The organism is Nocardioides sp. WG-D5, assembly GCF_054031175.1.
The window spans coordinates 2,830,001-2,849,463 of the sequence record NZ_CM132928.1 but is presented as its reverse complement, the minus strand read 5'-3'; the positions used below and the strand labels follow the sequence as shown (position 1 = coordinate 2,849,463).

The following is a 19,463-nucleotide window of genomic DNA, read 5'->3' as shown; positions in this document are numbered from 1 at the left end:
ACCCGGGCCTTCCCGTCACTATTCGGGAATGCTCACGATCAGCCAGCTGGCGTCGTACGCCGGTGTCACCGTCAGGGCCGTGCGCCACTACCACGCCAAAGGGCTGCTGGTGGAGCCAGAGCGCGACCACTCGGGATACCGACGCTACGACGCCGCTGCTGTGGTCGACCTGATCAAGATCCGCATCCTCGCCGACGCCGGCGTCCCGCTCTCCCGTGTCAAGGAGCTGCTGGACGCCGGCGACGACGATTTCAAGAAGGCCGTCGCCGAGATCGACAAGCGCCTCCGTCTCGAGATCCGCGAGCGGCAGGCCCACCGCGAGCGGATCGCCCGCCTCGTCCACGGTGACGGCCTCGCCCTCCCGCCGGAGGCGGTCGCCTATCTGGAGCGGATGCGCGAGCTCGGCATCCCGGAGCGGATGATCCAGGGCGAGCGCGACGCCTGGATCCTCGTCGCCGCCCAGCAGCCGCAGAGCATGGAGGCGTTCATCCGCAACAAGGTCGGCCAGCTCGACGACCCGTCGGTCGTGGATACCTACCGCGAGCTGGAGGCCATGCTCGACTGGGAGCCGGGCGACCCCCGTCTGGAGACCATCGCCGACCAGATCGTCGCCCAGATGAACGCGGTCTCCGACGAGGACTGGGCCGCCTACGTCGATGGCGACCAGGCCATGCCCGACGAGCTCGCCGCCCTGCTCGACTCGATGTTCGTCGAGCAGGTCCCCGTCGCCCGCGACCTCATGCGCCTGGTCGAGAAGCGCGGCTACACCGGCTGGACCAAGCTCGAGCGGATCCGGGACTAGAAGACGTACGTCCCGGAGTGCCCCGGGGTGCTCCGGCGGTTCAGGCGCCGGCGATCGCGAGGAGGTCGCGGACCGGTCCCGCGGGCGGGCGACCGCCACCGACCCATACGGCTCGGAACTCCCGTGACAGGTCCAGCTCTGCCACCGGCACCCGGACCAGGGTGCCGAGGTCGACGTCGGCCTGGGTCGCCCGGCTGGACACGAACGCCGGCGATCCGCCCGCGCGGACGGCGGCGAGGATCGCGGCGTTCGTCGCGAACTCCACCTCGGGATCCGCCAGCCGCTCGCCCACGGCTGCCAACGCTGACTCGACGACTGCCCGCGTGCCGGAGCCGTGCTCGCGACAGGTCAGCGGGCGGGTCGCGAGCTCACGCGGGCTGATCCCGGCGCGGCGTCGGGCCCAGCGGTCATCGGGCGCCGCGACCAGCACGAGGTCGTCGACCCCGACCTTCGCGGTGGCGAGTCCCGCGGTGTCGACCGGACCCTCGACGAAGCCCAGGTCCGCCTCGCCCTGACGTACGGCGGTGACGACGTCCTCGGAGTTCGCGGCCCGGAGGCTCACCGCCACCCGGCGCTGCTGCCGCAGGCGTACGAGCCAGCGGGGGAGCAGATACTCGGCCGTCGTCATCGACGCGTGCACGTGCAGCTCGTCGGAGCGGCCGCTTCGCAGCGTCTGCAGTGCGGTCTCGATCTCGTCGGCGCGCTCGAGCAGGTCGACGCTCCACTCGACCAGCAGCTTCCCCGCCTGGGTCAGCGCCGATCCGCGCCGCGCCCGCTGCACCAGCACCAGCCCGACCTGGGTCTCCATCGCCCGCAGCCGCTCCGAGGCGGACTGCTGCGATATGCCCGCCGCCCGGCCCGCGGCGCCGATGCTGCCCAGGCGGGCGACGTCGGCGAGCAGACGCAGGGACGGAAGGTCGGGCAGCACGCTCACAGGTTATCCCTGTGAGCCCACAGTCATCTGGGTTCTACCGGCGCCGCGCGCCCGCGCCGAGCATGGAGACATGAGGCTCCCCTACGGTCCGAACTGGTACGCAGCCACGATGGGTACCGGCATCGTCGCCGTCGTCCTGCCCGGCCTTCCCTTCCGGGTGCCGGGGGCGATGCCGGTCGCGCTGGCGTTCTGGCTGGCGGCGAGCCTCCTCCTGACGGCCACGGTGGCGGTGATGCTGCACGCCGTCCGGCAGGACAGCTCGCTGCTGCGCCGTCACTACGACGACCCGGTGATGTCCCACTTCTACGGAGCCCCGGCGATGGCACTGATGACCGTCGGGGCCGGCGCGGTCGGGGTCGGGGTCGACGTACTCGGTGCCGGCGCGGCGGTCGGGCTGGGCGCGGTCCTGTGGGCGGCGGGCACGCTCCTCGGCCTGGGGACCGCGATGGCCGTGCCCTACCGGGCGATCACCCGCCACGTGGTCGCCGACGACAGTGCCAGCGGGGCGTGGCTGATGCCGGTCGTGCCGCCGATGGTCTCGGCGACGACCGGCGCCGCTCTCGTGCCGCACCTCCCGGCCGGCGAGGCGCGCGAGACCCTTCTTCTCGTCTGCTACGCCCTCTTCGGGCTGACCGTGATCGCCGGGTTCCTGGTGCTCAACCAGCTGTGGCAGCGGCTGATCCGTCACGGGGCGCTGGCTCCGGCAACCGTGCCCACGGTGTGGATCGTGCTCGGCTTCCTCGGCCAGTCGACCACGGCGGTCCATCACCTCGGCGTGCTCGCGCCCTCGGTGGTGCCCGGCTACGGGCACGCCCTCAGCATGCTCGCGGTCTGCTACGGCGTGCCGGTGTGGGGTTTCACCGTGCTGTGGAGCGTGCTGGCGCTCGCACTGACGGTGCGCCAGGTCCGTGACGGCCTGCCGGTGGCGGCGACCTGGTGGTCGTTCACGTTCCCGGTCGGGACGGTCGCCACGGGCAGCAGCGCACTCGCCGCCGCGACCGGCCTCGCGCTCTTCGAGATCGGGGCCGCGGTTGCGGCGCTCGGACTGTTGGTGGGGTGGCTCGCCGCTGCGTACGCGACCCTGCGGCTCTTCGCCGACCAACCGGTATTGCAACCAGAAGGTTGCAAGATGCTGATGGAAGTGCAACACTGAGGTTGCAGTTCCACTATCTGAGGAGGACCCATGGTTCACACCGCCGAGGAGCTCGCCGAGCTCGACAGCATCAGCCGCCAGATCGACATCGAGGCCAGCGCCGAGAAGGTCTGGTCACTGATCACCCGCCCGGGGTGGTTCGTCAACGACGGCACCGTTCTCGACGACTCGGACACCCGCGTCGAGACCGCACCCGACGGCACCGAGGTCGCCGTCGTCACCCACCCCACGATGGGTGAGTTCCGATTCCGCACGGTCGAGCTCGACGAGCCGCGCTACGCCGCGTTCCGCTGGCTCGGCACCCCGTTCCGCGACGTCACCGAGGGCACCCTGGTCGAGTTCTGGATCAAGGACAACCCGGCTGGCGGGGTGACCCTCGAGGTCCTGGAGAGCGGCTTCTCCACCCTGTCCGACGACCCCGCGGTCTGGCTCAAGGAGCGCGAGGGCAACGACAACGGCTGGGCCATGGAGCTCGAGGTCGCCAAGACGTACGCCGAGGCGCGCGCGTGACCACCACACCCACCCTTCCCGAGATGTGCGCGGCCCTGGGCGACCAGACCCGCTGGGACATCCTCACCCGGCTGGGGCAGGAGACGATGTCCGCCTCCGCCCTGGCCCGGGTGCTCCCGGTCAGCCGCCAGGCGATCGTCAAGCACCTCGACGTACTCTCCGACGCAGGCCTCGTCACCGCCGAGCGCCGCGGCCGCGAGATCGTCTACGCCGCCCTCGGCTCCCGCCTCAACGCCCTCGCTCACGAGCTCGACCGCATCGGCAGCGCCTGGGACACCAGGCTCCGCGCCCTCAAGTCCCTCGCCGAGTCGCCGGGCGACTGACGCAAGAGAGGTCTTACGCACCCCACCCGATCGCGAGCTCGACCGCCCGTCGCCACCGAGCGAACTCGGCGTCCCGGGCGGCGGCGGACATGGCGGGCCGCCACTCGGCCGCCCGGCGCCAGTGCCGTCGCAGGACCTGCCGGTCGGGCCAGTAGCCGGCCCCGAGACCGGCAGCGTAGGCGGCACCTCGGGAGACCGTCTCGGCGACCATGGGACGTACGACGGGGATGTCGAGGAAGTCGGCGATCGTCTGCATGAGCAGGTTGTCGGCGGTCATGCCGCCGTCGACCGCCAACCGCTCCAGCGGCGCAGACACGTCGGCGTTCATCGCGTCGATGACCTCGCGGGTCTGCCAGGCGGTGGCCTCGAGGACGGCGCGGCACAGATGCGCCTTGGTGACGTACGAGGTCAGCCCGACGATCACACCGCGGGCATCGGGCTCCCAGTGCGGTGCGTACAGGCCGGTGAACGCCGGGACGACGTAGCAGCCACCGTTGTCAGGGACGGTCAGTGCCTGAGTCTCGATCTCCGCGGCCGAGCGGATCAGCCCGAGGCTGTCGCGGAACCACTGCACGAGCGAGCCGGCGACGGCGATCGAGCCCTCGAGCGCATAGGCAGCAGGCTCACCTTCCATCGCGTGCGCGACCGTGGTGATCAGGCCGTGCTGCGAGCGCACCGGCGACGTGCCGGTGTTGAGGAGCAGGAACCCACCGGTGCCGAAGGTGCACTTCGCGTCGCCCCGGTCGAACCCGGCCTGCCCGAACAGCGAGGCCTGCTGGTCGCCGATCACCGCCGTCAGCGGGATCCCCGCGATCGGCGCGACCGTAGTCCCGAAGGAGGAGACCGTCGGCCGGATCTCGGGGAGCATCGCCCGCGGCACCCGCATCGCCGCCAGCAGCTCCGGGTCCCAGTCGAGCGTGCTGAGGTTCATCAGCATCGTCCGGCTGGCGTTGGTCACGTCGGTGACGTGCGCCCCGCCGACAGTGCCGTTGGCTGGCCCGCCGGTCAGGTTCCAGACCAGCCACGAGTCCATCGTCCCGAACAGCAGGTCCCCGCGCTCCGCCCGCTCCCGCAACGCCGGAGACGAGTCGAGCAGCCAGCGCACCTTCGGCCCCGAGAAGTACGTCACCAACGGCAGCCCGCTCCGAGCCTGGATCTCCGTCTCGGGCATGTCGGCGGCGACAGCGGGCAGCACGGCGGACGACCGGGTGTCCTGCCACACGATGGCGTTGTGGACCGGCCGACCGGTGTGCCGATCCCACACCACCGTGGTCTCGCGCTGGTTGGTGATCCCGAGCCCGACGACCTGGTCCACGGAAGCACCCGCATCCGCGAGCGCCTCCGGCATCACCCGGCGGACGATGTCCCAGATCTCCATGGGGTCGTGCTCGACCCAGCCCGCGCGCGGATAGTGCTGATGGTGCTCCCGCTGTGCCAGCGAGACCATCCGTCCCTCGCGGTCGAAGAGCATGCACCGGGTCGAGGTCGTGCCCTGGTCGAGCGCGGCCACGTACCGCGGAACACTCATGCCGCCCGGCCGTGACCGAGCGCCCGCGAGATCGATCTGGAGACGCCGACGACCTCCTCGACGAGATCCGAGCGAGGCAGTCCACGTGCGTCGCACAGTCGCATCACCGGCCCTGCGATGCCCACGGCCGCCACCACGTACCCGCCCCGGTCGCGCACCGGAGCCGCGATCCCGGCCAGCTCCGGGCGCGCCTCGGAGACGGCCGAGGCCCACCCGGTGTCGCGCGCGTCCGCCAGCGCCCGCAGCAGCGCCGACCGGTCGGTGATCGTCCGGAAGGTCAGCCGGTCCAGCGGCTGTCCGACGACGCTGCGGGCGGCGCCGGGATCGAACGCGACCAGCACCTTCCCGAGGGCGGTGGCGTGCAGCGGGAGCGACCGGCCGGTGTCCATCACCTGCACCCCCGGCCCCGCCCGGAAGACATGGTGCGCCACCACGGCAGCGCCGTCGCGGTAGGCCGCGATCCGCGCCTCCTCTCCCGTACGCGCCGCCAGCGTGTCCACCCAGTTCAGCGTCTCCGAGCGCAGCTCGTTGAGGTCCAGGGTCACGGACCCGAGATGGAGCAGCCCGGAGCCCAGCAGATAGCGCCCGGTCGCAGGCTCCTGGTCGACGAACCCGGCCCCCGCCAACGTACGCAGCAACCCGTGCGCCGTCGGCTTGGCCAGCCCCACCGCAGCCGCCAGCTCACCGAGAGCCATCGGTTCACTCTCGGCGGAGAGCACGCGTAGCAGCGCAGCCGCCCGCTCGACGGATTGCACGGTCCGAGACATTGGGTAAAAGCGTAGGGGCCGAACAAATTCCGGGCACCGGGTTCGACGATCCAGGACCGACCGGGTGCCACCCGGTGAAACACGGCCGCGTTCGGCGATGTCGAACGCACCCCGTTGTGACGCCCGTCACGCCTCCCTACGGTGCACAGGTCCGCCAGACCCCACACGGCAGGAGCAGCGCATGAAGACAGACAGAAAGCTCATCGGGGAGCTCAGCGCCGAGTTCGCCGGGACGATGATCCTGATCCTCTTCGGCGTCGGCGTGGTCGCGCAGGTCGTGACCGGCGACGGCGGCCTCGGCGACCACGACTCGATCGCCTGGGCCTGGGGCATCGGGGTGATGCTGGGCATCTACACCGCGGGACGGATCAGCGGCGCCCACCTCAACCCGGCCGTCAGCCTCGCCATGGCGGTGTTCGGCGACTTCGAGTGGCGCAAGGTGCTGCCCTACAGCATCGCCCAGATCCTCGGCGCCTTCGTCGGTGCCCTGATCGTCCGCGCTGCCTACGGAGACGCCATCGCCAGCGTCGACCCCGGCCACACCCACGCCACCCAGGGCATCTTCTCGACGCTCCCGGGCAACGGCGACGCCGCGCTCGGCGTCACCCTCACCACGGCCTTCGCCGACCAGGTGATCGGCACCGCGATCCTGCTGTTCCTCATCATGGCCATCACCGACGCGAAGAACTCGGCGCCGATCGCCTGGTTCTCGCCCGTCGCGATCGCCTTCGTGATCGTCGGGATCGGCATGGCCTGGGGCACCAACGCCGGCTACGCCATCAACCCCGCCCGCGACTTCGGGCCGCGACTGGCCTCCTTCGTCACCGGCTACGACGGAGCCTGGGTGACCGCCGCCGGCGATCTCTACTTCTGGATCCCGATCGTGGCCCCGCTTGTCGGTGGACTCATCGGTGCCGGAGCGTACAAGGTGTTGATCGCACGCTTCTTGCCCGCCGAGGAGGAGGCTGAGGAGACCAGCGACCTGCCCGCCGCCGCCTGACCACCGATCGCCCCGCCCGACATCCCTGGACACAGCAAGAACCCGAAAGGACCGACATGCCCGACTACGTCGCAGCCGTCGACCAAGGCACCACCAGCACCCGCTGCATGATCTTCGACCACGGTGGCAACGAGGTGGCCCGCCACCAGCTCGAGCACGAGCAGATCATGCCGAAGGCGGGCTGGGTGGAGCACAACCCGGTGGAGATCTGGGAGCGCACCAGCTCGGTCATCCAGACCGCGCTCGGCCGCAAGGGACTCACGGACAAGGACATCGCCGCGCTCGGCATCACCAACCAGCGCGAGACCACGGTCGTGTGGAACAGGAAGACCGGCCGGCCCTACTACAACGCGATCGTCTGGCAGGACACCCGCACCGACCGGATCGCCGCCGCCCTCGACCGGGACGAGCGCGGCGACATCATCCGCCGCAAGGCCGGCCTCCCGCCCGCGACCTACTTCGCCGGCGGCAAGATCCAGTGGATCCTGGAGAACGTCGACGGCGTCCGCGAGGCCGCGGAGAGCGGCGACGCCATCTTCGGCACCACCGACAGCTGGGTCGTCTGGAACCTGACCGGCGGACCTCACGGCGGCGTGCACGTCACCGACGTCACCAACGCCAGCCGCACCATGCTGATGAACCTCGAGACGCTGGACTGGGACGACGAGCTGCTCGGCTTCTTCGACATCCCGCGCCAGATGCTCCCCGAGATCCGGCCCTCCTCCGAGCCCAACGCCTACGGCACCACGCTCGCGAACGGACCCCTCAAGGGCGAGATCCCGATCACCGGCATCCTCGGCGACCAGCAGGCGGCGATGGTCGGCCAGGTCTGCCTGGACGCCGGCGAGGCCAAGAACACCTACGGCACCGGCAACTTCCTCCTCCTCAACACCGGCCAGGAGCTCGTACGCTCCGAGAACGGCCTCCTCACCACGGTCTGCTACCAGTTCGGCGACCAGCCCCCGACGTACGCCCTGGAGGGCTCGATCGCCGTCACCGGCTCCGCGGTGCAGTGGCTGCGCGACCAGCTGCGGGTGATCAGCAACGCCGCCCAGTCCGAGACGCTGGCCAAGGAGGTCGAGGACAACGGCGGGGTCTACTTCGTCCCGGCCTTCTCCGGCCTCTTCGCCCCCTACTGGCGCTCGGACGCCCGCGGCGTGATCGTCGGCCTGTCCCGGTTCAACACCAGCGGCCACATCGCCCGGGCGACCCTGGAGTCGATCTGCTACCAGAGCCGCGACGTCGCCGACGCGATGGAGAAGGACTCCGGCGTACGCCTCGAGGTGCTCAAGGTCGACGGCGGCGTCACCGTGAACGAGCTGTGCATGCAGATCCAGGCCGACGTCCTGGGGGTCGAGGTCAGCCGTCCGGTGGTCGCCGAGACGACCGCGCTCGGAGCCGCCTACGCGGCCGGCCTCGCCGTCGGGTTCTGGAAGGACACCGACGAGCTGCGTCAGAACTGGAACGAGTCCAAGCGTTGGCAGCCGGCCTGGTCCGAGGAGCAGCGCGAGGCCGGGTACGCGGGCTGGCGCAAGGCCGTGGACCGCACGCTGAACTGGGTCGACGTCGACTGACGGTCCCGGCCGATCGTCTGAAAAGGGCCCTGTTTGGGGTATGCGCGGGGCGCCCCGGCCGACGTACGTTGCGAATGGGCCCGGCCGGGGCCCGGACCCTGCCTCGACCGGTCCGTTGGCACACCGACGACCAGGAGGCAGCAATGTTCATCCAGATGATTCACGCGCCCTGTACCCGGCAGGACGAGGCCCACCGGCTGCTCGACGAGTGGCGGCGCGACCTGGCGCCGGGCGCGACCGGGTGGCTCGGCGGAACCTACGGGTTCACCGACGACGGCCAGCTCTGCGGAGTGGTCCGCTTCGAGTCCCGTGAGGCGGCGATGGCCAACTCCGACCGTCCCGAGCAGGGGGAGTGGGCGGCGAGGATGGCCGAGGTCATGGACGGGCCGATGGAGTACCACGACTGCGACGACGTCACGCTGCTCTTCGACGGCGGCTCCGACGACGCCGGGTTCGTGCAGATCATCCGCGGCCGGGTCGACGACCCGAGCCGGCTCAAGGCGATGCTGGCCGACACCACCCAGCTGCACGAGGCGCGCCCCGACATCCTCGGCGGCACTCTCGCGATCGAGCCGGACGGCAGCTTCATCGAGACGGTCGCCTTCACCAGCGAGGCCGAGGCGCGCGAGCGCGAGAAGGTCGAGCCCCCGGAGGACGTACGCCGCGAGCTCGACTACGTGATGAAGGGCGCGACCTTCTACGACCTCCACCACCCGTGGTTCGAGAGCGCCTGAAGGAGGCCGTGATGCTGACCGACAGCAAGGTGATGGCGAACATCCCGGCCGCCGACCTCGAGCGGGCGCGTCGCTTCTACGCCGACAAGCTCGGGCTGGAGCCGGCCGACGAGAACCCCGGCGGCCTGGTCTACAAGACGTCCGGCGGGACGTCCTTCCACCTCTACGAGACCGACCAGGCGGGCAAGGCCGGACACACGATCGCCCAGTTCCACGTCGCCGACGTCCGCAAGGAGGTCGACGACCTCGGGGCCAAGGGCGTCACGTTCGAGCACTACGACATGCCCGGTGTGACCTGGGACGGAGACGTGGCCGGGATGGGCCCGGAGGGGCATGCCGCGTGGTTCAAGGACAGCGAGGACAACATCCTCTGCATCGACGACATGGTGCCTGCCTGAGGCGGGCACCTGCGACGGAGCGGTGGTCCCGGCTCAGCCGGGGCCCTCGCCCGCAGCCACGTGCTGGGCCAGGTACTGCTGGAGACCCACGCGGTCGATCGCGTCGAGCTGGGACTCGAACCAGTCGGCGTGCTTCTCCTCGTCGCGGACCATCTCCTCGAAGACGGCAGCGGTGCCGTGGTCCCCGAGCTGGTGACACTCGTCGCCGCCGGCGTTGAACTGCGCCACCGCGGCCCGCTCGCTCTCCAGGGCGAGGGTGAGCATCTCCTGGGCCGTCTCGCCGACCTGGATCGCGTTGAGCCGCTGCACGTTCGGGTGGCCGTCGAACATCAGGATCCGGTTGATCAGGTCGTCCGCGTCGCGCATCTCGTCGATGGAGAGGTCGTAGAACACCTTCCCGAGCTTCGGCAGGCCCCAGTTGTCGAGCATCCGGGCATGCAGGAAGTAGGTGTTGGTGACGGTGAGCTCGAACGTGAGTGCCTCGTTGAGGAGCTCGACGACGCGTGGATCGACTGGCTGCATGACGCACCTCCGGTAACGGGATCTGTCCCGATACTCGCACGGCACCCCGGGAGTGAGGACAGACTCAGTTTGCGACCGGTTGCGGTGGGTCAGCTAGCAGCGCCGTCGGCCGCCAGGTGCGAGCACTCCTGCGCGAGGTGCTGCGTGACCAGCTTCTTCACCGAGAAGATGCACGAGCCGCAGTCCTGAGCGGCGCCCGTGGAGCGGCAGATCGCGCTGACCGTACGGGCTCCGTCGGCCAGCGCGGCGTCGACGTCACGGTCGGTGACGACTCGGCACTGGCAGACGATCATGAGATTAGGTTAGCCGACCCTAAGCGCGGTGACGAGAGGAGGTCTCAGTTCTTACCTTTCTTGCCACTCGGTCGACCCCGCGCGCAGATTCACATTCTCCCGGTATGGTCCAGGTCACATCACGCTCCCGGCCCTCGGAGGATTCTCTTGCGCATCGCAGTCATCGGCACCGGCTTCGGCGGCCTGGCCGCCGCGATCGAGCTCAAGAAGCGTGGTCACGACGACATCGTCGTGTTCGAGAAGGCCGGTGACGTCGGTGGCGTCTGGCGCGAGAACACCTATCCGGGAGCCGCCTGCGACGTACCGTCCAGCCTCTACTCCTTCTCCTTCGAGCCCAACCCGCACTGGCCCCACAAGTTCTCCCGCCAGCCGGCGATCCTCGACTACATCCACAAGGTCGTCGACAAGTACGACGTACGCCGCCACATCCGGTTCGACACCGAGGTGACGGCCGCGCGCTGGGACGACGAGGCGAAGACCTGGCAGCTCGACCTCGGCACGGGGGAGACCGAGACGGTCGACCTGTTCGTACCTGCCGTCGGTCAGCTCTCCCGTCCCTCGATCCCGAGCATCCCCGGCGCGGACACCTTCCGCGGTGAGGCCTTCCACTCGGCCGAGTGGAACCACGACCTGAGCCTCGCCGGCAAGCGGGTCGCGGTGATCGGCACCGGCGCGAGCGCGATCCAGTTCGTGCCCGAGGTGCGGAAGGACGCGGCGAAGGTGCTCCTCTTCCAGCGCTCGGCGCCCTACATCGTGCCGCGCAAGGACTTCGAGCGCACCGATCCCGCCCGCCGCCTCCCGCAGCTGCTCGACCGCGCGAAGATCTGGACCCAGGCCGAGTGGCTGACCACGACCTTCCACATCAAGCCGCTCTCCGCGGTCATGCGCACCTGGTCCAAGCGGCACATGAAGGCGCAGACCGCGGCCAAGCCGGGGCTCTTCGAGAAGGTCTGGCCCGACTACCCGTTCGGCTGCAAGCGCGTCCTCTTCGCCGACGACTACCTGCCCGCCCTCGCCCAGCCCAACGTGGACGTGATCACCGACGACATCACCGAGATCACGCCGACCGGCGTCACGACCGCCGACGGCCGGCACCACGAGGTCGACGTCATCATCTGGGGCACCGGCTTCAAGGCGACCGACTTCCTCGCCCCGATGACGATCGCCGGCACCCAGGGCCGCGACCTGCACACCCACTGGAAGGACGGCGCCCACGCCTACCACGGCATGACCGTCCCCGGGTTCCCCAACCTGCTGATCATGTACGGCCCCAACACCAACACCGGCGGCGGCTCGATCATCTACTTCCTCGAGACCCAGGCCCGCTACCTCGGCCGCTACGCCGACCACGTCGCCGAGGCCGGCCCGCTCGAGGTCCGGGCGGAGGTCGAGGAGGCCTACGACGCCCGGATCCAGGACCAGCTGGCCGACAGCGTCTGGAGCAAGTGCACCTCCTGGTATCGGGAGAAGAACGGCCGCATCACCACCAACTGGCCCAGCATCTCCGCCCACTACCGACGCAGCGCCAGCTACCGGAAAGCCGACTACGCACCCGCTTGAGAACCGTCCTGATGGGTCTTTGTGCCCGATCTGTTCCTTCCCTTATGCGTGTGGTAGGCCACATACTCGAAGAGATGACTACCTCAACCCCCCGGCGGCGACACTTCGCCGCGAGTCCGTTCAAGACTGATCCCGAGCCGGTCATTGAGCAGTTCGAGTCCGGAGACCTGGTCTCCCACGACTCATTCGGCCTGGGTCGGGTCGTCAACAAGGAAACGGCCGCAGTCACTGTCGACTTCGGTCCCCAGCTGGTTCGCATTCCCAGCCCCTTCCCCAAGCTTGCCAAGCTCTGACCTCGGTCTGAGCTGAACAGAGATCGCCCTCCCCGAGCACTGCTCGAGGAGGGCGATCTCTGTGTCCGAGGCCTACTTCCTCTTCACCGGATAGGCCGCGTCGACCTCCACCTCGACGAGCCAGCCGTCCACCGGCAGGTTCTCGATCTCGAGCGCGAACCGCGACGGCCGGGCCGGGTTGGTGACCATCGGCTCGGCGGGCGGAGCGGTGCCGAGCGGCACCGGGATGACCTCGCCGGTCGAGACCGACGTGTTCGCGAAGAACTGCCGATAGGCCCGGTTCCAGCCCGCGAAGTCCATCTTCGCCTCGCCCGCGGGGTTCTGCAGGAAGACGCGCATCGTGATCACGTCCTCGTAGGAGAGGCCGGCCGCCGCGAGGTTCTCCCCGATCCGGCGCAGCACGTTGATCCCCTGCGCCTCGGTGATCGTGACGCCCGGTGGCAGCTGGCCACCGGGGAACACCTCGGTGTCGATGTAGGCCTGCTCGCCGGTCGCCCCGGTGTTCAACCGCGACGGTCCGAGCCCGCTGGTCTTGTAGATCGCGGCCGCCGGCCCGATCGCGACACCGTTGGCGATCGACGGGTTGTCCTGACCCGCCGGCAGCACCGAGATCGTCTCCCCGCCACGCGGCGGGAACGGCGACCACTTGCTCCCCGCAACCGCAGCTGTCGGTGCCACCAGAGCCGCGGTCAACCCGACCACAGCCACCACCTTCGTACGCGGCGACATCATGCCGTCACCCGCGCGTGCAGCTTCTCGACGGCTGCCCGGGCGGCCGTGATCGCGCCGTGCTGCCAGGCGACCGCGTGACTGAGGTGGTCGCCGGCGAAGTACGTGTTGCCGGTGGCGTCCAACAGCCGCGTGTAGAGCGGATCGGTGTCCGCCGTCGTCGAGTAGGCCCAGGCCCCCTCCGAGAACTTCGCCGACTTCCAGTCCTGGCTGTAGGAGGCGGTGATGCCCTCGCCGTAGACGTCGCCGAAGATCTGCTTGCCCATGTCCACCGCGCGGGAGAGCCGCTGGGCAGGGGTCAGAGCACCGTAGGTGTCCGCCGCGCTACCGGTGTTGTAGTAGCCGATCATGGTGCCCTTGTCACCGTTGAACCCGTACGACGGATGCCACATGTTGCGCAGGTCGAGGCGGGTGTTGGTGATCCCGCCGTAGATCCGGAAGTCCTCCTCCCACCAGCGCCGGTCGTACTCGATCCCGATCTTGCCCGCGTTCGACGGCCCGAAGGACTTCAGGCTCGCGGTGATGTCGGCGCCGAGGTTGTGCGGGATCTTGGCGGCGATCTGCGGCGGCATGCAGTTGATCGCGAAGTCCGCCTCGATGACCTCGGTCCGCCCACGAGCCTTGTAGGCGACGGAGACGCCGGTCGAGGTGTTGTTCCACTCGACGACCTCCGCCCCGTAGCGGATGTTGCGCGCCCCGATGGCCTTGGCGAAGGCCTTCGGAATCGCGTCCATGCCGCCGACCGGCTGATACATCATCATCGCCTGGTCGTAGCCGAACTCGAACGAGAAGTACTGACCCAGTCCGGCCGCGAGGACCGCGCTCATCGCGTGGGGCGCCACCTCGGTGCCGGACTCCTGACCGGCACCCGGCTCGACGGTGTAGCCCGCACGGCTGGAGCCGGTGTAGGCGTACCCCTCCGCCTTGGTGCCGAGGTCGCCGAAGCTCCTCAGGAACGCGATCAGCGCCTCCTTGTCGGCTGCGGTCAGCTCCTCGTCCAGGGCGCCCTTGTCGGTCGCCTTCGCGAGCAGCTCGGAGACATAGCCGTAGGTGTCCGCCTTGGCGTGGCGCATCTGGACAGCGCCGATGCCGTGGTCACCCGGGTAGTAGAGCAGCGCGTTGGCGTTCTGGTTGGTGAACGCCTCGATCGGGACGCCCAGCTCCTTGCAGTAGTCGAGGGTGATGTGGCTCTGTGGCAGCCGTCCGGGCCCGGCGTTCATGTACTGGCCCTGGGAGAACCCGGCGACCTGGGTGACCCCCTTCAGATCGGTGACGCGGGTGCCGCCACGGACAGTGAAGTTTCGGCCACCCGGCCGGTCGCGTCCCTCGAGGACGGTGACCCGGTAGCCGCCCTTGAGCAGCTCGTACGCAGCGGTCAGCCCGGCGACGCCACCGCCGAGGATCACGACCGACTTGCTGCCGGCCCGGGCGAGGTCCGCGGGCTTTGGAGGAGTGAAATCGGGTGTCTCCGCGGCGTGCGCGGAGGTGAGCCCGAGGGCACCCATGCTGTGCAACATGACGCCTGCTCCGCCGGCGAGGCCGACGTTGCGCAGGAAGTTCCGACGTGACTGAGTCATGTGGGGTTCCAATCTGTTGGGGGCACCCCGCAAGGTAAAGAGGGTTTGTTGCACCGCCATTGCGTCTGTGTCTCGCTAGAACACGTGTTCCCCAACTCGCGAGTAGCTCTAGGATCGGCACCGTGACCGTCACCATCCGCGATGCAGCTCCCGCCGACGTACCCGAGATCCTCCGCCTCGTCCACGCCCTGGCCGTCTACGAGAAGGAGCCCGACGCGGTCGAGGCGACGGAGGCCGACTTCGCGGCGGCTCTCTTCCCCGAGTCGGGCACCCCGACCACCCACTGCCTGATCGCGGAGGAGGACGGCACGGTCATCGGCATGGCGGTCTGGTACGTCACCTTCTCCACCTGGACCGGCCGCAACGGCATCTGGCTCGAGGACCTCTTCGTCGACCCGGAGCACCGCGGCGCCGGCGCCGGCAAGGCCCTGCTCGTACGCCTCGCCGAGATCTGCGTCGAGAACGACTGGCGCCGCCTCGAGTGGTGGGTGCTGAAGTGGAACGAGCCCTCGATCGCCTTCTACCGCTCCCTCGGCTCGGTCCCCCAGGACGAGTGGGAGGTCCACCGCATCGACGGCGCCGAGCTGAAGGAGCTCGGCGCCGCCGGCGGCCTCTGATCTCAGGCCTCGTACGCAGCGGCGAACCGCCGCGCCCACTCCCCGAAGCCGCGGGCCGGCCTGCCCAGGACCTCCTCGACGTGCGGGCTGACCGCCCGCTCGGCGTCGGTCGGGTGTCCGAGGATCGCGAGCGTCCCCTCGGCGACGGCCGGTGGCATGAACGCAGCCATCTGGCGCAACGCCGCTTCCGGCGTCAGCTCGACGAACTCCACCGCCCGCCCGGTCGCCGCCGCGATCTCCGCGACCTGCTCGCGAGGCGTGATCGCGACCGGCCCGGTGATCTCGTACGTCCGTCCCGCGTGACCTTCCTCGGTCAGCGCCGCCGCGGCCACCTCGGCGATGTCGAGCGGGTCGACCACGGGAAGCGCGACGTCGCCGAAGGGCGCATGGACGGTGTTCGTCTCCTTGACCATCGGCACCCAGGCGAGCGCGTTGCTCGCGAAGCCGCCCGGTCGCAGGATCGTCCACTCCATCGCCGAGCCCCGCACCGCGTCCTCGAGCTCGACGAGCGGCGCGTGGGACGGCGTCCCCGGCCGGGTGCCGACGGCCTGGGAGGACTGCAGCACGACCCGGCGTACGCCTGCGGCCTCGGCATGCTTCATCAGGGCCGGGCCGTCGACGTGAGCGCCGGCGCCGCTGACCAGCAGGAAGAGCGCATCGGCACCTGCCAGGGCCGGCGCCAGGGTCGCGACGTCGGAGAGGTCGGCCTCCGCGGTGACGACTCCGGGCCGTGCCGGCAGCGGCGCCGACTGTGCGCGCGAGACGGCGGTGACGGTGTGTCCGGCGTCGGCCAGCAGCTCGACGAGGGGGCGTCCGACGTTCCCCGTCGCTCCGGTGATGACGATCATCGAGGGTCTCCATTCATACGTGGGATCTGTGTGCACCGACGTTAGATCCCTCGATACAGTGGGTTCCCCAAGGTAAGTATTGGAGCGACATGACCTGGCACCCGAGCGCCGACGAGCCGGTGGAGGCCTGCCCGATCGCGCCCGCGGTCGAGCTGATCTTCAGCCGCTGGACGACACCGATCCTGTGGGCCCTGCACGAGTACGGCACCCAGCGCTTCGTGGAGCTCGAGCGCCGCCTCGGCACGATCTCGTCGAAGGTGCTCACCCAGCGCCTGCGCCAGCTCGAGCGCGACGGTCTCGTCGAGCGCCGCTACCACGCCGAGGTCCCGCCCCGCGTGGAGTACGACATCACCGACCTGGGCCGCAGCCTCCAGCCGGTCTTCGCTGCCGTCGGCACCTGGTCGGAGACCAACATGCCGGCCGTGGAGACCGCCCGGCAGGCCTACACCGGCCCGCTACCCCGCTGAGGCCGGCTCCGGCGCAGCCCCCGGCCCGGCCAGCACCTCGACGTCGTCGGCGTGCATGGGCCCACCGCAGTGGGTGCACCGCAGATCGACGCGGCCGATCTCCCCACAGGCGTGATGCCGGTAGAGGACGGGCGGCCCGGCCTCGCCCGCGAGCCACTTGTCGCCCCACCCGGCCATCACCATCAGGACGTCGACCAGCTCGCGGCCCTTCTCGGTCAGGACGTACTCAAAGCGCGGCCGGCTGTCGTACGCCCGCCGCTCCAGCACTCCGCGCTCGACCAGGTGCCCGAGCCGCTCGGTGAGCACCTTCCGCGAGATCCCGAGATCCGCCTGGATCTGGTCGAAGCGGTTCATGCCCACCCAGATGTCGCGCAGCACGAGCGGCGACCACGGCTCGCCGATCACGTCCAGCGTGCGCGCGATCGAGCAGGCCATGTCGCCGAAGTTCGTACGTTGCATGATCCGAATCTACCATTTGGGGTTCCCTGAAGGAACTCAGAAGTGCTATGGTCGCTGAGTCTCTTCAGGAAACCCCGACTCTCCAGGAGCCGTCATGAGCAAGGTCCTCGCAGCACTCTCGGTCTCCGTCGACGGCTTCATCACCGGACGGGATCCCGGCCCCGGCCGCGGTCTGGGCGATGGTGGCGTCCTCTTCGAGTGGTACTTCGACGGCGACACCCCCAGCCAGGTCTTCGACGGCTTCAAGCTCTCCGAGCCGAGCGCGCGTGTCTTCGACGCGCTGGCCGCTCGCGACGGTGTCAGCGTCGCGGGGCGCAACACCTACGACGACTCGGGCTGGGACAAGGGTGGTGCGCCGCACCCCACGGCACCCCTGGTCGTCCTCTCCCACCGACCCGCTCCGGCCGACCACGACCGGCAGACCTTCACCACCACCATCGAGGAGGCGATCGCCGTCGCGAAGGAGCAGGCAGGCGGCAAGGACGTCGGGCTCATGGGCGGCGGCGTCGTGACCGAAGCGCTGCGGGCCGGACTGGTGGACGAGATCGTCCTCCACCAGGTCCCGGTGCTCCTCGGCTCCGGCCGCCGCTTCTTCAACGAGCTCCCCGAGCACATCGCGCTCGAGATCGTCGACGTCGTCCCCGCGTCCGGCGTCACCCACCTCCACTACCGCGTCATCCGCTGACCACCACTGCCAAGGAGAAGCCATGATCGACCCCGACGTACGCCCCTTCCTCGAGGGCACCGAGCTGGCCCACGTCGCCACCATCGGCCCCGACGGCGCTCCGCGAACCTCCCCGGTATGGACCGGCACCCACGGCGACCACGTCGTCTTCCTCACCGGCAACCGCGCCCGCAAGTACCGCGACCTCAAGGCCGACCCGCGCATCGCGCTCTCCCTGGCGCCGGCGGCGAACGACTACATGCCGGTCATCCTCCGTGGCCGGGTCATCGGCTGGGTCGAGGACGAGAGCCGCTGGGAGATCATCGACGAGATCGCCACCCGCTACACCGGCGCTCCCTATCCCCGCGAGGTCGACGCGTTCGGCGACCGCGCCATCGCGCTGATCGAGCTCGACCACCAGCACATCGGCGTCGGCTGATCCCTCCTTTCGCGTCACCGCTCCCCGAGAACGGTCGCCACCAACCCCTCGACCTCGTCCGTACGCAGCGGCACCGGTGTCATCAGCCGCCGGTAGAACACCGCCCCCGCCAGCGCCTCCGCCGCCCGCTCCGGATCCCCGACCGGTTGCCCCGATTCCTTCAGCCGGACGAGAGCATCGACCAGCCGCGTACGCCGCTGGGCGCTGTAACGGTGATGCAGCTCCCGCAGTCCGGCGTCGCGCTCGGCACCGTCGAGCACCGCAGGGAGACAGTCGGACATCAGGGACGACTGCATGGCGGAGGCGAGATGGGCGACGATCGCGACCACGTCCGCTCGCGGGTCCTGGCCACCTGCCTCGGGGCGCGGTTGGACGTTGAGCGTCTCCATCGCGTCCGCGATCAGACTGAGCCGGTCGTGGCCGAGCCGATAGATGGTGCTCCGTGCGACGCCGGCGCGCGTCGCCACACCGTCGATGCTGAATCCGCCGTATCCACGCTCGGCGAGCTCCGCGAGCGCCGCTTCGAGCACTCGCTCGCGGCTGCGCACCACCCGAGGGTCCGTTCGCCCTTGACGAGAAGCCATGTCGGGAGCCTACTATGCAACAGTAGTGTTGCAGAGAGGAGAGACAGATGATTCCTGGATTCCGCTACATCGTCGACGACATCCCTGCGGCGGTCGCGTTCTACCGCGAGCTCGGTTTCGAGGACGTCGGACCCAGAGCCGGCGGCTTCGCCATGCTCGAGGGGCACGGCCTGAGGCTGATGCTGAACACCGCCGGTGCCGGCGGCGCCGGGCACGCCTCAGACGACGGGAAGCTGCCCAGCCCCGGTGGCTGGAGTCGTATCCAGCTCGAGGTGCCCGACGTGGACGAGGAGCTCCGGCGGCTGAGCGAAGCCGGAGCCCGGGTACGCACCAGCCGCATCGACGGCAGGGGCGGTGCCCAGGCCGTGATCGAGGACCCGGCCGGCAACGCGGTCGAGCTGTTCACGCCCGCCTGACCGAGAGGGACGTCAGGGTCCTGCGGCCGTGTGGGCAAACGGCCACGGGGCCTTGTCCCGGGGGTCTACAGTGGGCGTCAGAACATCGCACGAAAAAAGTTGCTCTGGCGATTTGAAACGGCGTCAGGGTGTGTGTAGTGTTCTCCGAGTCGCCAGGGTGCGGCGGGAAGCAAGCGCGAGTCTTCGGGCGGGCTTCCGGCCCCGGAGCGGCCACCTCCACTCTTCGAGCATCGCTCGAGCCAGGGTGTTCTAGATGTTGATCTTCGAATCGA

Annotated in this window: 25 protein-coding genes; 15 read left to right on the top strand and 10 right to left on the bottom strand. The window is 69.7% G+C overall.

The features are described from left to right. Positions 1-28 precede the first annotated feature (28 nt). Positions 29-802, top strand: a complete 774-nt coding sequence (locus tag ACWZJV_RS13850; protein ID WP_457181852.1) for a MerR family transcriptional regulator — start codon at positions 29-31, stop codon at positions 800-802. Between the two features lie 40 nt (positions 803-842). Here the strand turns inward: ACWZJV_RS13850 and ACWZJV_RS13845 are convergent, their stop codons facing one another. Continuing rightward, positions 843-1,736 carry a LysR family transcriptional regulator gene (locus tag ACWZJV_RS13845; protein WP_457181851.1) on the bottom strand — a complete coding sequence of 298 codons (894 nt, stop codon included), beginning with the start codon at positions 1,734-1,736 and terminating at the stop codon, positions 843-845. Between the two features lie 70 nt (positions 1,737-1,806). Here ACWZJV_RS13845 and ACWZJV_RS13840 point away from each other — a divergent pair, with 70 nt between their 5' ends. Genes ACWZJV_RS13840 through ACWZJV_RS13830 form a run of 3 tightly spaced genes read left to right on the top strand, consistent with a single transcriptional unit; the run spans position 1,807 to position 3,722 of the window. Next, complete coding sequence (locus ACWZJV_RS13840; protein ID WP_457181850.1) at positions 1,807-2,889, top strand: TDT family transporter; 1,083 nt, start codon at positions 1,807-1,809, stop codon at positions 2,887-2,889. A 30-nt stretch (positions 2,890-2,919) separates the two neighbouring features. Next, entirely contained in the window at positions 2,920-3,399 is a 480-nt protein-coding gene (locus ACWZJV_RS13835) for an ATPase (RefSeq protein WP_457181849.1), read from the top strand. Beyond that, positions 3,396-3,722 carry an ArsR/SmtB family transcription factor gene (locus ACWZJV_RS13830; protein ID WP_457181848.1) on the top strand — a complete coding sequence of 109 codons (327 nt, stop codon included), beginning with the start codon at positions 3,396-3,398 and terminating at the stop codon, positions 3,720-3,722. The genes ACWZJV_RS13835 and ACWZJV_RS13830 overlap by 4 nt, the downstream gene beginning before the upstream one ends. 13 nt (positions 3,723-3,735) lie before the next feature. Here ACWZJV_RS13830 and glpK (ACWZJV_RS13825) read toward each other — a convergent pair whose 3' ends face one another. Next, positions 3,736-5,250, bottom strand: coding sequence for a glycerol kinase GlpK (gene glpK / locus ACWZJV_RS13825; RefSeq protein WP_457181847.1), 1,515 nt, complete (start codon positions 5,248-5,250; stop codon positions 3,736-3,738). Continuing rightward, positions 5,247-6,017: an IclR family transcriptional regulator gene (locus tag ACWZJV_RS13820; RefSeq protein WP_457181846.1), complete on the bottom strand. Its 771-nt coding sequence runs from the start codon at positions 6,015-6,017 to the stop codon at positions 5,247-5,249. The genes glpK (ACWZJV_RS13825) and ACWZJV_RS13820 overlap by 4 nt, the downstream gene beginning before the upstream one ends. Before the next feature lie 181 nt (positions 6,018-6,198). Between ACWZJV_RS13820 and ACWZJV_RS13815 the strand changes: the two genes are divergently transcribed. From ACWZJV_RS13815 to ACWZJV_RS13800, 4 genes are all read left to right on the top strand, one after another. Beyond that, entirely contained in the window at positions 6,199-7,017 is an 819-nt protein-coding gene (locus ACWZJV_RS13815) for an MIP/aquaporin family protein (RefSeq protein ID WP_008355330.1), read from the top strand. A 56-nt stretch (positions 7,018-7,073) separates the two neighbouring features. Continuing rightward, entirely contained in the window at positions 7,074-8,591 is a 1,518-nt protein-coding gene (gene glpK, locus ACWZJV_RS13810) for a glycerol kinase GlpK (RefSeq protein WP_457181845.1), read from the top strand. A 143-nt stretch (positions 8,592-8,734) separates the two neighbouring features. Beyond that, entirely contained in the window at positions 8,735-9,325 is a 591-nt protein-coding gene (locus ACWZJV_RS13805) for a hypothetical protein (RefSeq protein ID WP_008355326.1), read from the top strand. An 11-nt stretch (positions 9,326-9,336) separates the two neighbouring features. Then, a complete protein-coding gene (locus ACWZJV_RS13800) occupies positions 9,337-9,723 on the top strand; it encodes a VOC family protein (RefSeq protein ID WP_457181844.1) in 387 nt (128 codons plus the stop codon). Positions 9,724-9,756: 33 nt separating this feature from the next. Here ACWZJV_RS13800 and bfr read toward each other — a convergent pair whose 3' ends face one another. Continuing rightward, a complete protein-coding gene (gene bfr / locus ACWZJV_RS13795; RefSeq protein ID WP_008355323.1) occupies positions 9,757-10,245 on the bottom strand; it encodes a bacterioferritin in 489 nt (162 codons plus the stop codon). 89 nt (positions 10,246-10,334) lie between these two features. Continuing rightward, the gene (locus tag ACWZJV_RS13790; protein ID WP_008355320.1) at positions 10,335-10,538 is read right to left on the bottom strand and encodes a (2Fe-2S)-binding protein; all 204 of its coding nucleotides are present in this window, start codon (positions 10,536-10,538) and stop codon (positions 10,335-10,337) included. Between the two features lie 147 nt (positions 10,539-10,685). Between ACWZJV_RS13790 and ACWZJV_RS13785 the strand changes: the two genes are divergently transcribed. Beyond that, positions 10,686-12,098, top strand: a complete 1,413-nt coding sequence (locus ACWZJV_RS13785) for a flavin-containing monooxygenase (protein WP_457181843.1) — start codon at positions 10,686-10,688, stop codon at positions 12,096-12,098. A 74-nt stretch (positions 12,099-12,172) separates the two neighbouring features. Further along, complete coding sequence (locus ACWZJV_RS13780) at positions 12,173-12,391, top strand: hypothetical protein (RefSeq protein ID WP_040754833.1); 219 nt, start codon at positions 12,173-12,175, stop codon at positions 12,389-12,391. A 72-nt stretch (positions 12,392-12,463) separates the two neighbouring features. Here the strand turns inward: ACWZJV_RS13780 and ACWZJV_RS13775 are convergent, their stop codons facing one another. Beyond that, positions 12,464-13,093 (bottom strand): Rid family hydrolase, encoded by a 630-nt coding sequence (locus ACWZJV_RS13775; protein ID WP_457181842.1) that lies wholly within the window; start codon positions 13,091-13,093, stop codon positions 12,464-12,466. Positions 13,094-13,119: 26 nt separating this feature from the next. Beyond that, positions 13,120-14,697: a flavin monoamine oxidase family protein gene (locus tag ACWZJV_RS13770; RefSeq protein WP_457181841.1), complete on the bottom strand. Its 1,578-nt coding sequence runs from the start codon at positions 14,695-14,697 to the stop codon at positions 13,120-13,122. Between the two features lie 122 nt (positions 14,698-14,819). On the opposite strand from ACWZJV_RS13770, the gene ACWZJV_RS13765 reads away from it, so the two are divergent. Next, positions 14,820-15,314, top strand: coding sequence for a GNAT family N-acetyltransferase (locus tag ACWZJV_RS13765; RefSeq protein WP_008355311.1), 495 nt, complete (start codon positions 14,820-14,822; stop codon positions 15,312-15,314). 2 nt (positions 15,315-15,316) lie between these two features. On the opposite strand, the gene ACWZJV_RS13760 is transcribed toward ACWZJV_RS13765, so the two are convergent. Next, positions 15,317-16,162, bottom strand: coding sequence for an NmrA family NAD(P)-binding protein (locus tag ACWZJV_RS13760; RefSeq protein ID WP_457181840.1), 846 nt, complete (start codon positions 16,160-16,162; stop codon positions 15,317-15,319). 89 nt (positions 16,163-16,251) lie between these two features. Here ACWZJV_RS13760 and ACWZJV_RS13755 point away from each other — a divergent pair, with 89 nt between their 5' ends. Then, the gene (locus ACWZJV_RS13755) at positions 16,252-16,629 is read left to right on the top strand and encodes a winged helix-turn-helix transcriptional regulator (protein WP_008355308.1); all 378 of its coding nucleotides are present in this window, start codon (positions 16,252-16,254) and stop codon (positions 16,627-16,629) included. Here the strand turns inward: ACWZJV_RS13755 and ACWZJV_RS13750 are convergent. Next, the gene (locus tag ACWZJV_RS13750; RefSeq protein ID WP_457181839.1) at positions 16,618-17,088 is read right to left on the bottom strand and encodes a winged helix-turn-helix transcriptional regulator; all 471 of its coding nucleotides are present in this window, start codon (positions 17,086-17,088) and stop codon (positions 16,618-16,620) included. The two genes, ACWZJV_RS13755 and ACWZJV_RS13750, sit on opposite strands and share 12 nt — an antisense overlap. Before the next feature lie 94 nt (positions 17,089-17,182). On the opposite strand from ACWZJV_RS13750, the gene ACWZJV_RS13745 reads away from it, so the two are divergent. Both ACWZJV_RS13745 and ACWZJV_RS13740 read left to right on the top strand, forming a co-directional pair. Continuing rightward, a complete protein-coding gene (locus ACWZJV_RS13745; protein ID WP_457181838.1) occupies positions 17,183-17,773 on the top strand; it encodes a dihydrofolate reductase family protein in 591 nt (196 codons plus the stop codon). A gap of 22 nt (positions 17,774-17,795) precedes the next feature. After that, complete coding sequence (locus ACWZJV_RS13740) at positions 17,796-18,191, top strand: TIGR03618 family F420-dependent PPOX class oxidoreductase (RefSeq protein ID WP_457181837.1); 396 nt, start codon at positions 17,796-17,798, stop codon at positions 18,189-18,191. Between the two features lie 14 nt (positions 18,192-18,205). Here the strand turns inward: ACWZJV_RS13740 and ACWZJV_RS13735 are convergent, their stop codons facing one another. After that, positions 18,206-18,739 carry a TetR-like C-terminal domain-containing protein gene (locus tag ACWZJV_RS13735; RefSeq protein WP_457181836.1) on the bottom strand — a complete coding sequence of 178 codons (534 nt, stop codon included), beginning with the start codon at positions 18,737-18,739 and terminating at the stop codon, positions 18,206-18,208. Between the two features lie 83 nt (positions 18,740-18,822). Here ACWZJV_RS13735 and ACWZJV_RS13730 point away from each other — a divergent pair, with 83 nt between their 5' ends. After that, positions 18,823-19,191 carry a VOC family protein gene (locus tag ACWZJV_RS13730; RefSeq protein WP_457181835.1) on the top strand — a complete coding sequence of 123 codons (369 nt, stop codon included), beginning with the start codon at positions 18,823-18,825 and terminating at the stop codon, positions 19,189-19,191. Positions 19,192-19,463: the final 272 nt, after the last annotated feature.

Bases quoted from the DNA above. Each gene is read 5' to 3' on its own strand.
- ACWZJV_RS13745 (WP_457181838.1), top strand. From the start codon at position 17,183: ATGAGCAAGGTCCTCGCAGCACTCTCGGTCTCCGTCGACGGCTTCATC.
- glpK (WP_457181847.1), bottom strand. From the start codon at position 5,250: ATGAGTGTTCCGCGGTACGTGGCCGCGCTCGACCAGGGCACGACCTCG.
- ACWZJV_RS13740 (WP_457181837.1), top strand. From the start codon at position 17,796: ATGATCGACCCCGACGTACGCCCCTTCCTCGAGGGCACCGAGCTGGCC.
- ACWZJV_RS13760 (WP_457181840.1), bottom strand. From the start codon at position 16,162: ATGATCGTCATCACCGGAGCGACGGGGAACGTCGGACGCCCCCTCGTC.
- ACWZJV_RS13815 (WP_008355330.1), top strand. From the start codon at position 6,199: ATGAAGACAGACAGAAAGCTCATCGGGGAGCTCAGCGCCGAGTTCGCC.
- ACWZJV_RS13730 (WP_457181835.1), top strand. From the start codon at position 18,823: ATGATTCCTGGATTCCGCTACATCGTCGACGACATCCCTGCGGCGGTC.
- ACWZJV_RS13840 (WP_457181850.1), top strand. From the start codon at position 1,807: ATGAGGCTCCCCTACGGTCCGAACTGGTACGCAGCCACGATGGGTACC.
- ACWZJV_RS13820 (WP_457181846.1), bottom strand. From the start codon at position 6,017: ATGTCTCGGACCGTGCAATCCGTCGAGCGGGCGGCTGCGCTGCTACGC.
- ACWZJV_RS13780 (WP_040754833.1), top strand. From the start codon at position 12,173: ATGACTACCTCAACCCCCCGGCGGCGACACTTCGCCGCGAGTCCGTTC.
- ACWZJV_RS13790 (WP_008355320.1), bottom strand. From the start codon at position 10,538: ATGATCGTCTGCCAGTGCCGAGTCGTCACCGACCGTGACGTCGACGCC.
- ACWZJV_RS13805 (WP_008355326.1), top strand. From the start codon at position 8,735: ATGTTCATCCAGATGATTCACGCGCCCTGTACCCGGCAGGACGAGGCC.
- ACWZJV_RS13835 (WP_457181849.1), top strand. From the start codon at position 2,920: ATGGTTCACACCGCCGAGGAGCTCGCCGAGCTCGACAGCATCAGCCGC.
- ACWZJV_RS13750 (WP_457181839.1), bottom strand. From the start codon at position 17,088: ATGCAACGTACGAACTTCGGCGACATGGCCTGCTCGATCGCGCGCACG.
- ACWZJV_RS13800 (WP_457181844.1), top strand. From the start codon at position 9,337: ATGCTGACCGACAGCAAGGTGATGGCGAACATCCCGGCCGCCGACCTC.
- ACWZJV_RS13755 (WP_008355308.1), top strand. From the start codon at position 16,252: ATGACCTGGCACCCGAGCGCCGACGAGCCGGTGGAGGCCTGCCCGATC.
- ACWZJV_RS13770 (WP_457181841.1), bottom strand. From the start codon at position 14,697: ATGACTCAGTCACGTCGGAACTTCCTGCGCAACGTCGGCCTCGCCGGC.
- bfr (WP_008355323.1), bottom strand. From the start codon at position 10,245: ATGCAGCCAGTCGATCCACGCGTCGTCGAGCTCCTCAACGAGGCACTC.
- glpK (WP_457181845.1), top strand. From the start codon at position 7,074: ATGCCCGACTACGTCGCAGCCGTCGACCAAGGCACCACCAGCACCCGC.
- ACWZJV_RS13850 (WP_457181852.1), top strand. From the start codon at position 29: ATGCTCACGATCAGCCAGCTGGCGTCGTACGCCGGTGTCACCGTCAGG.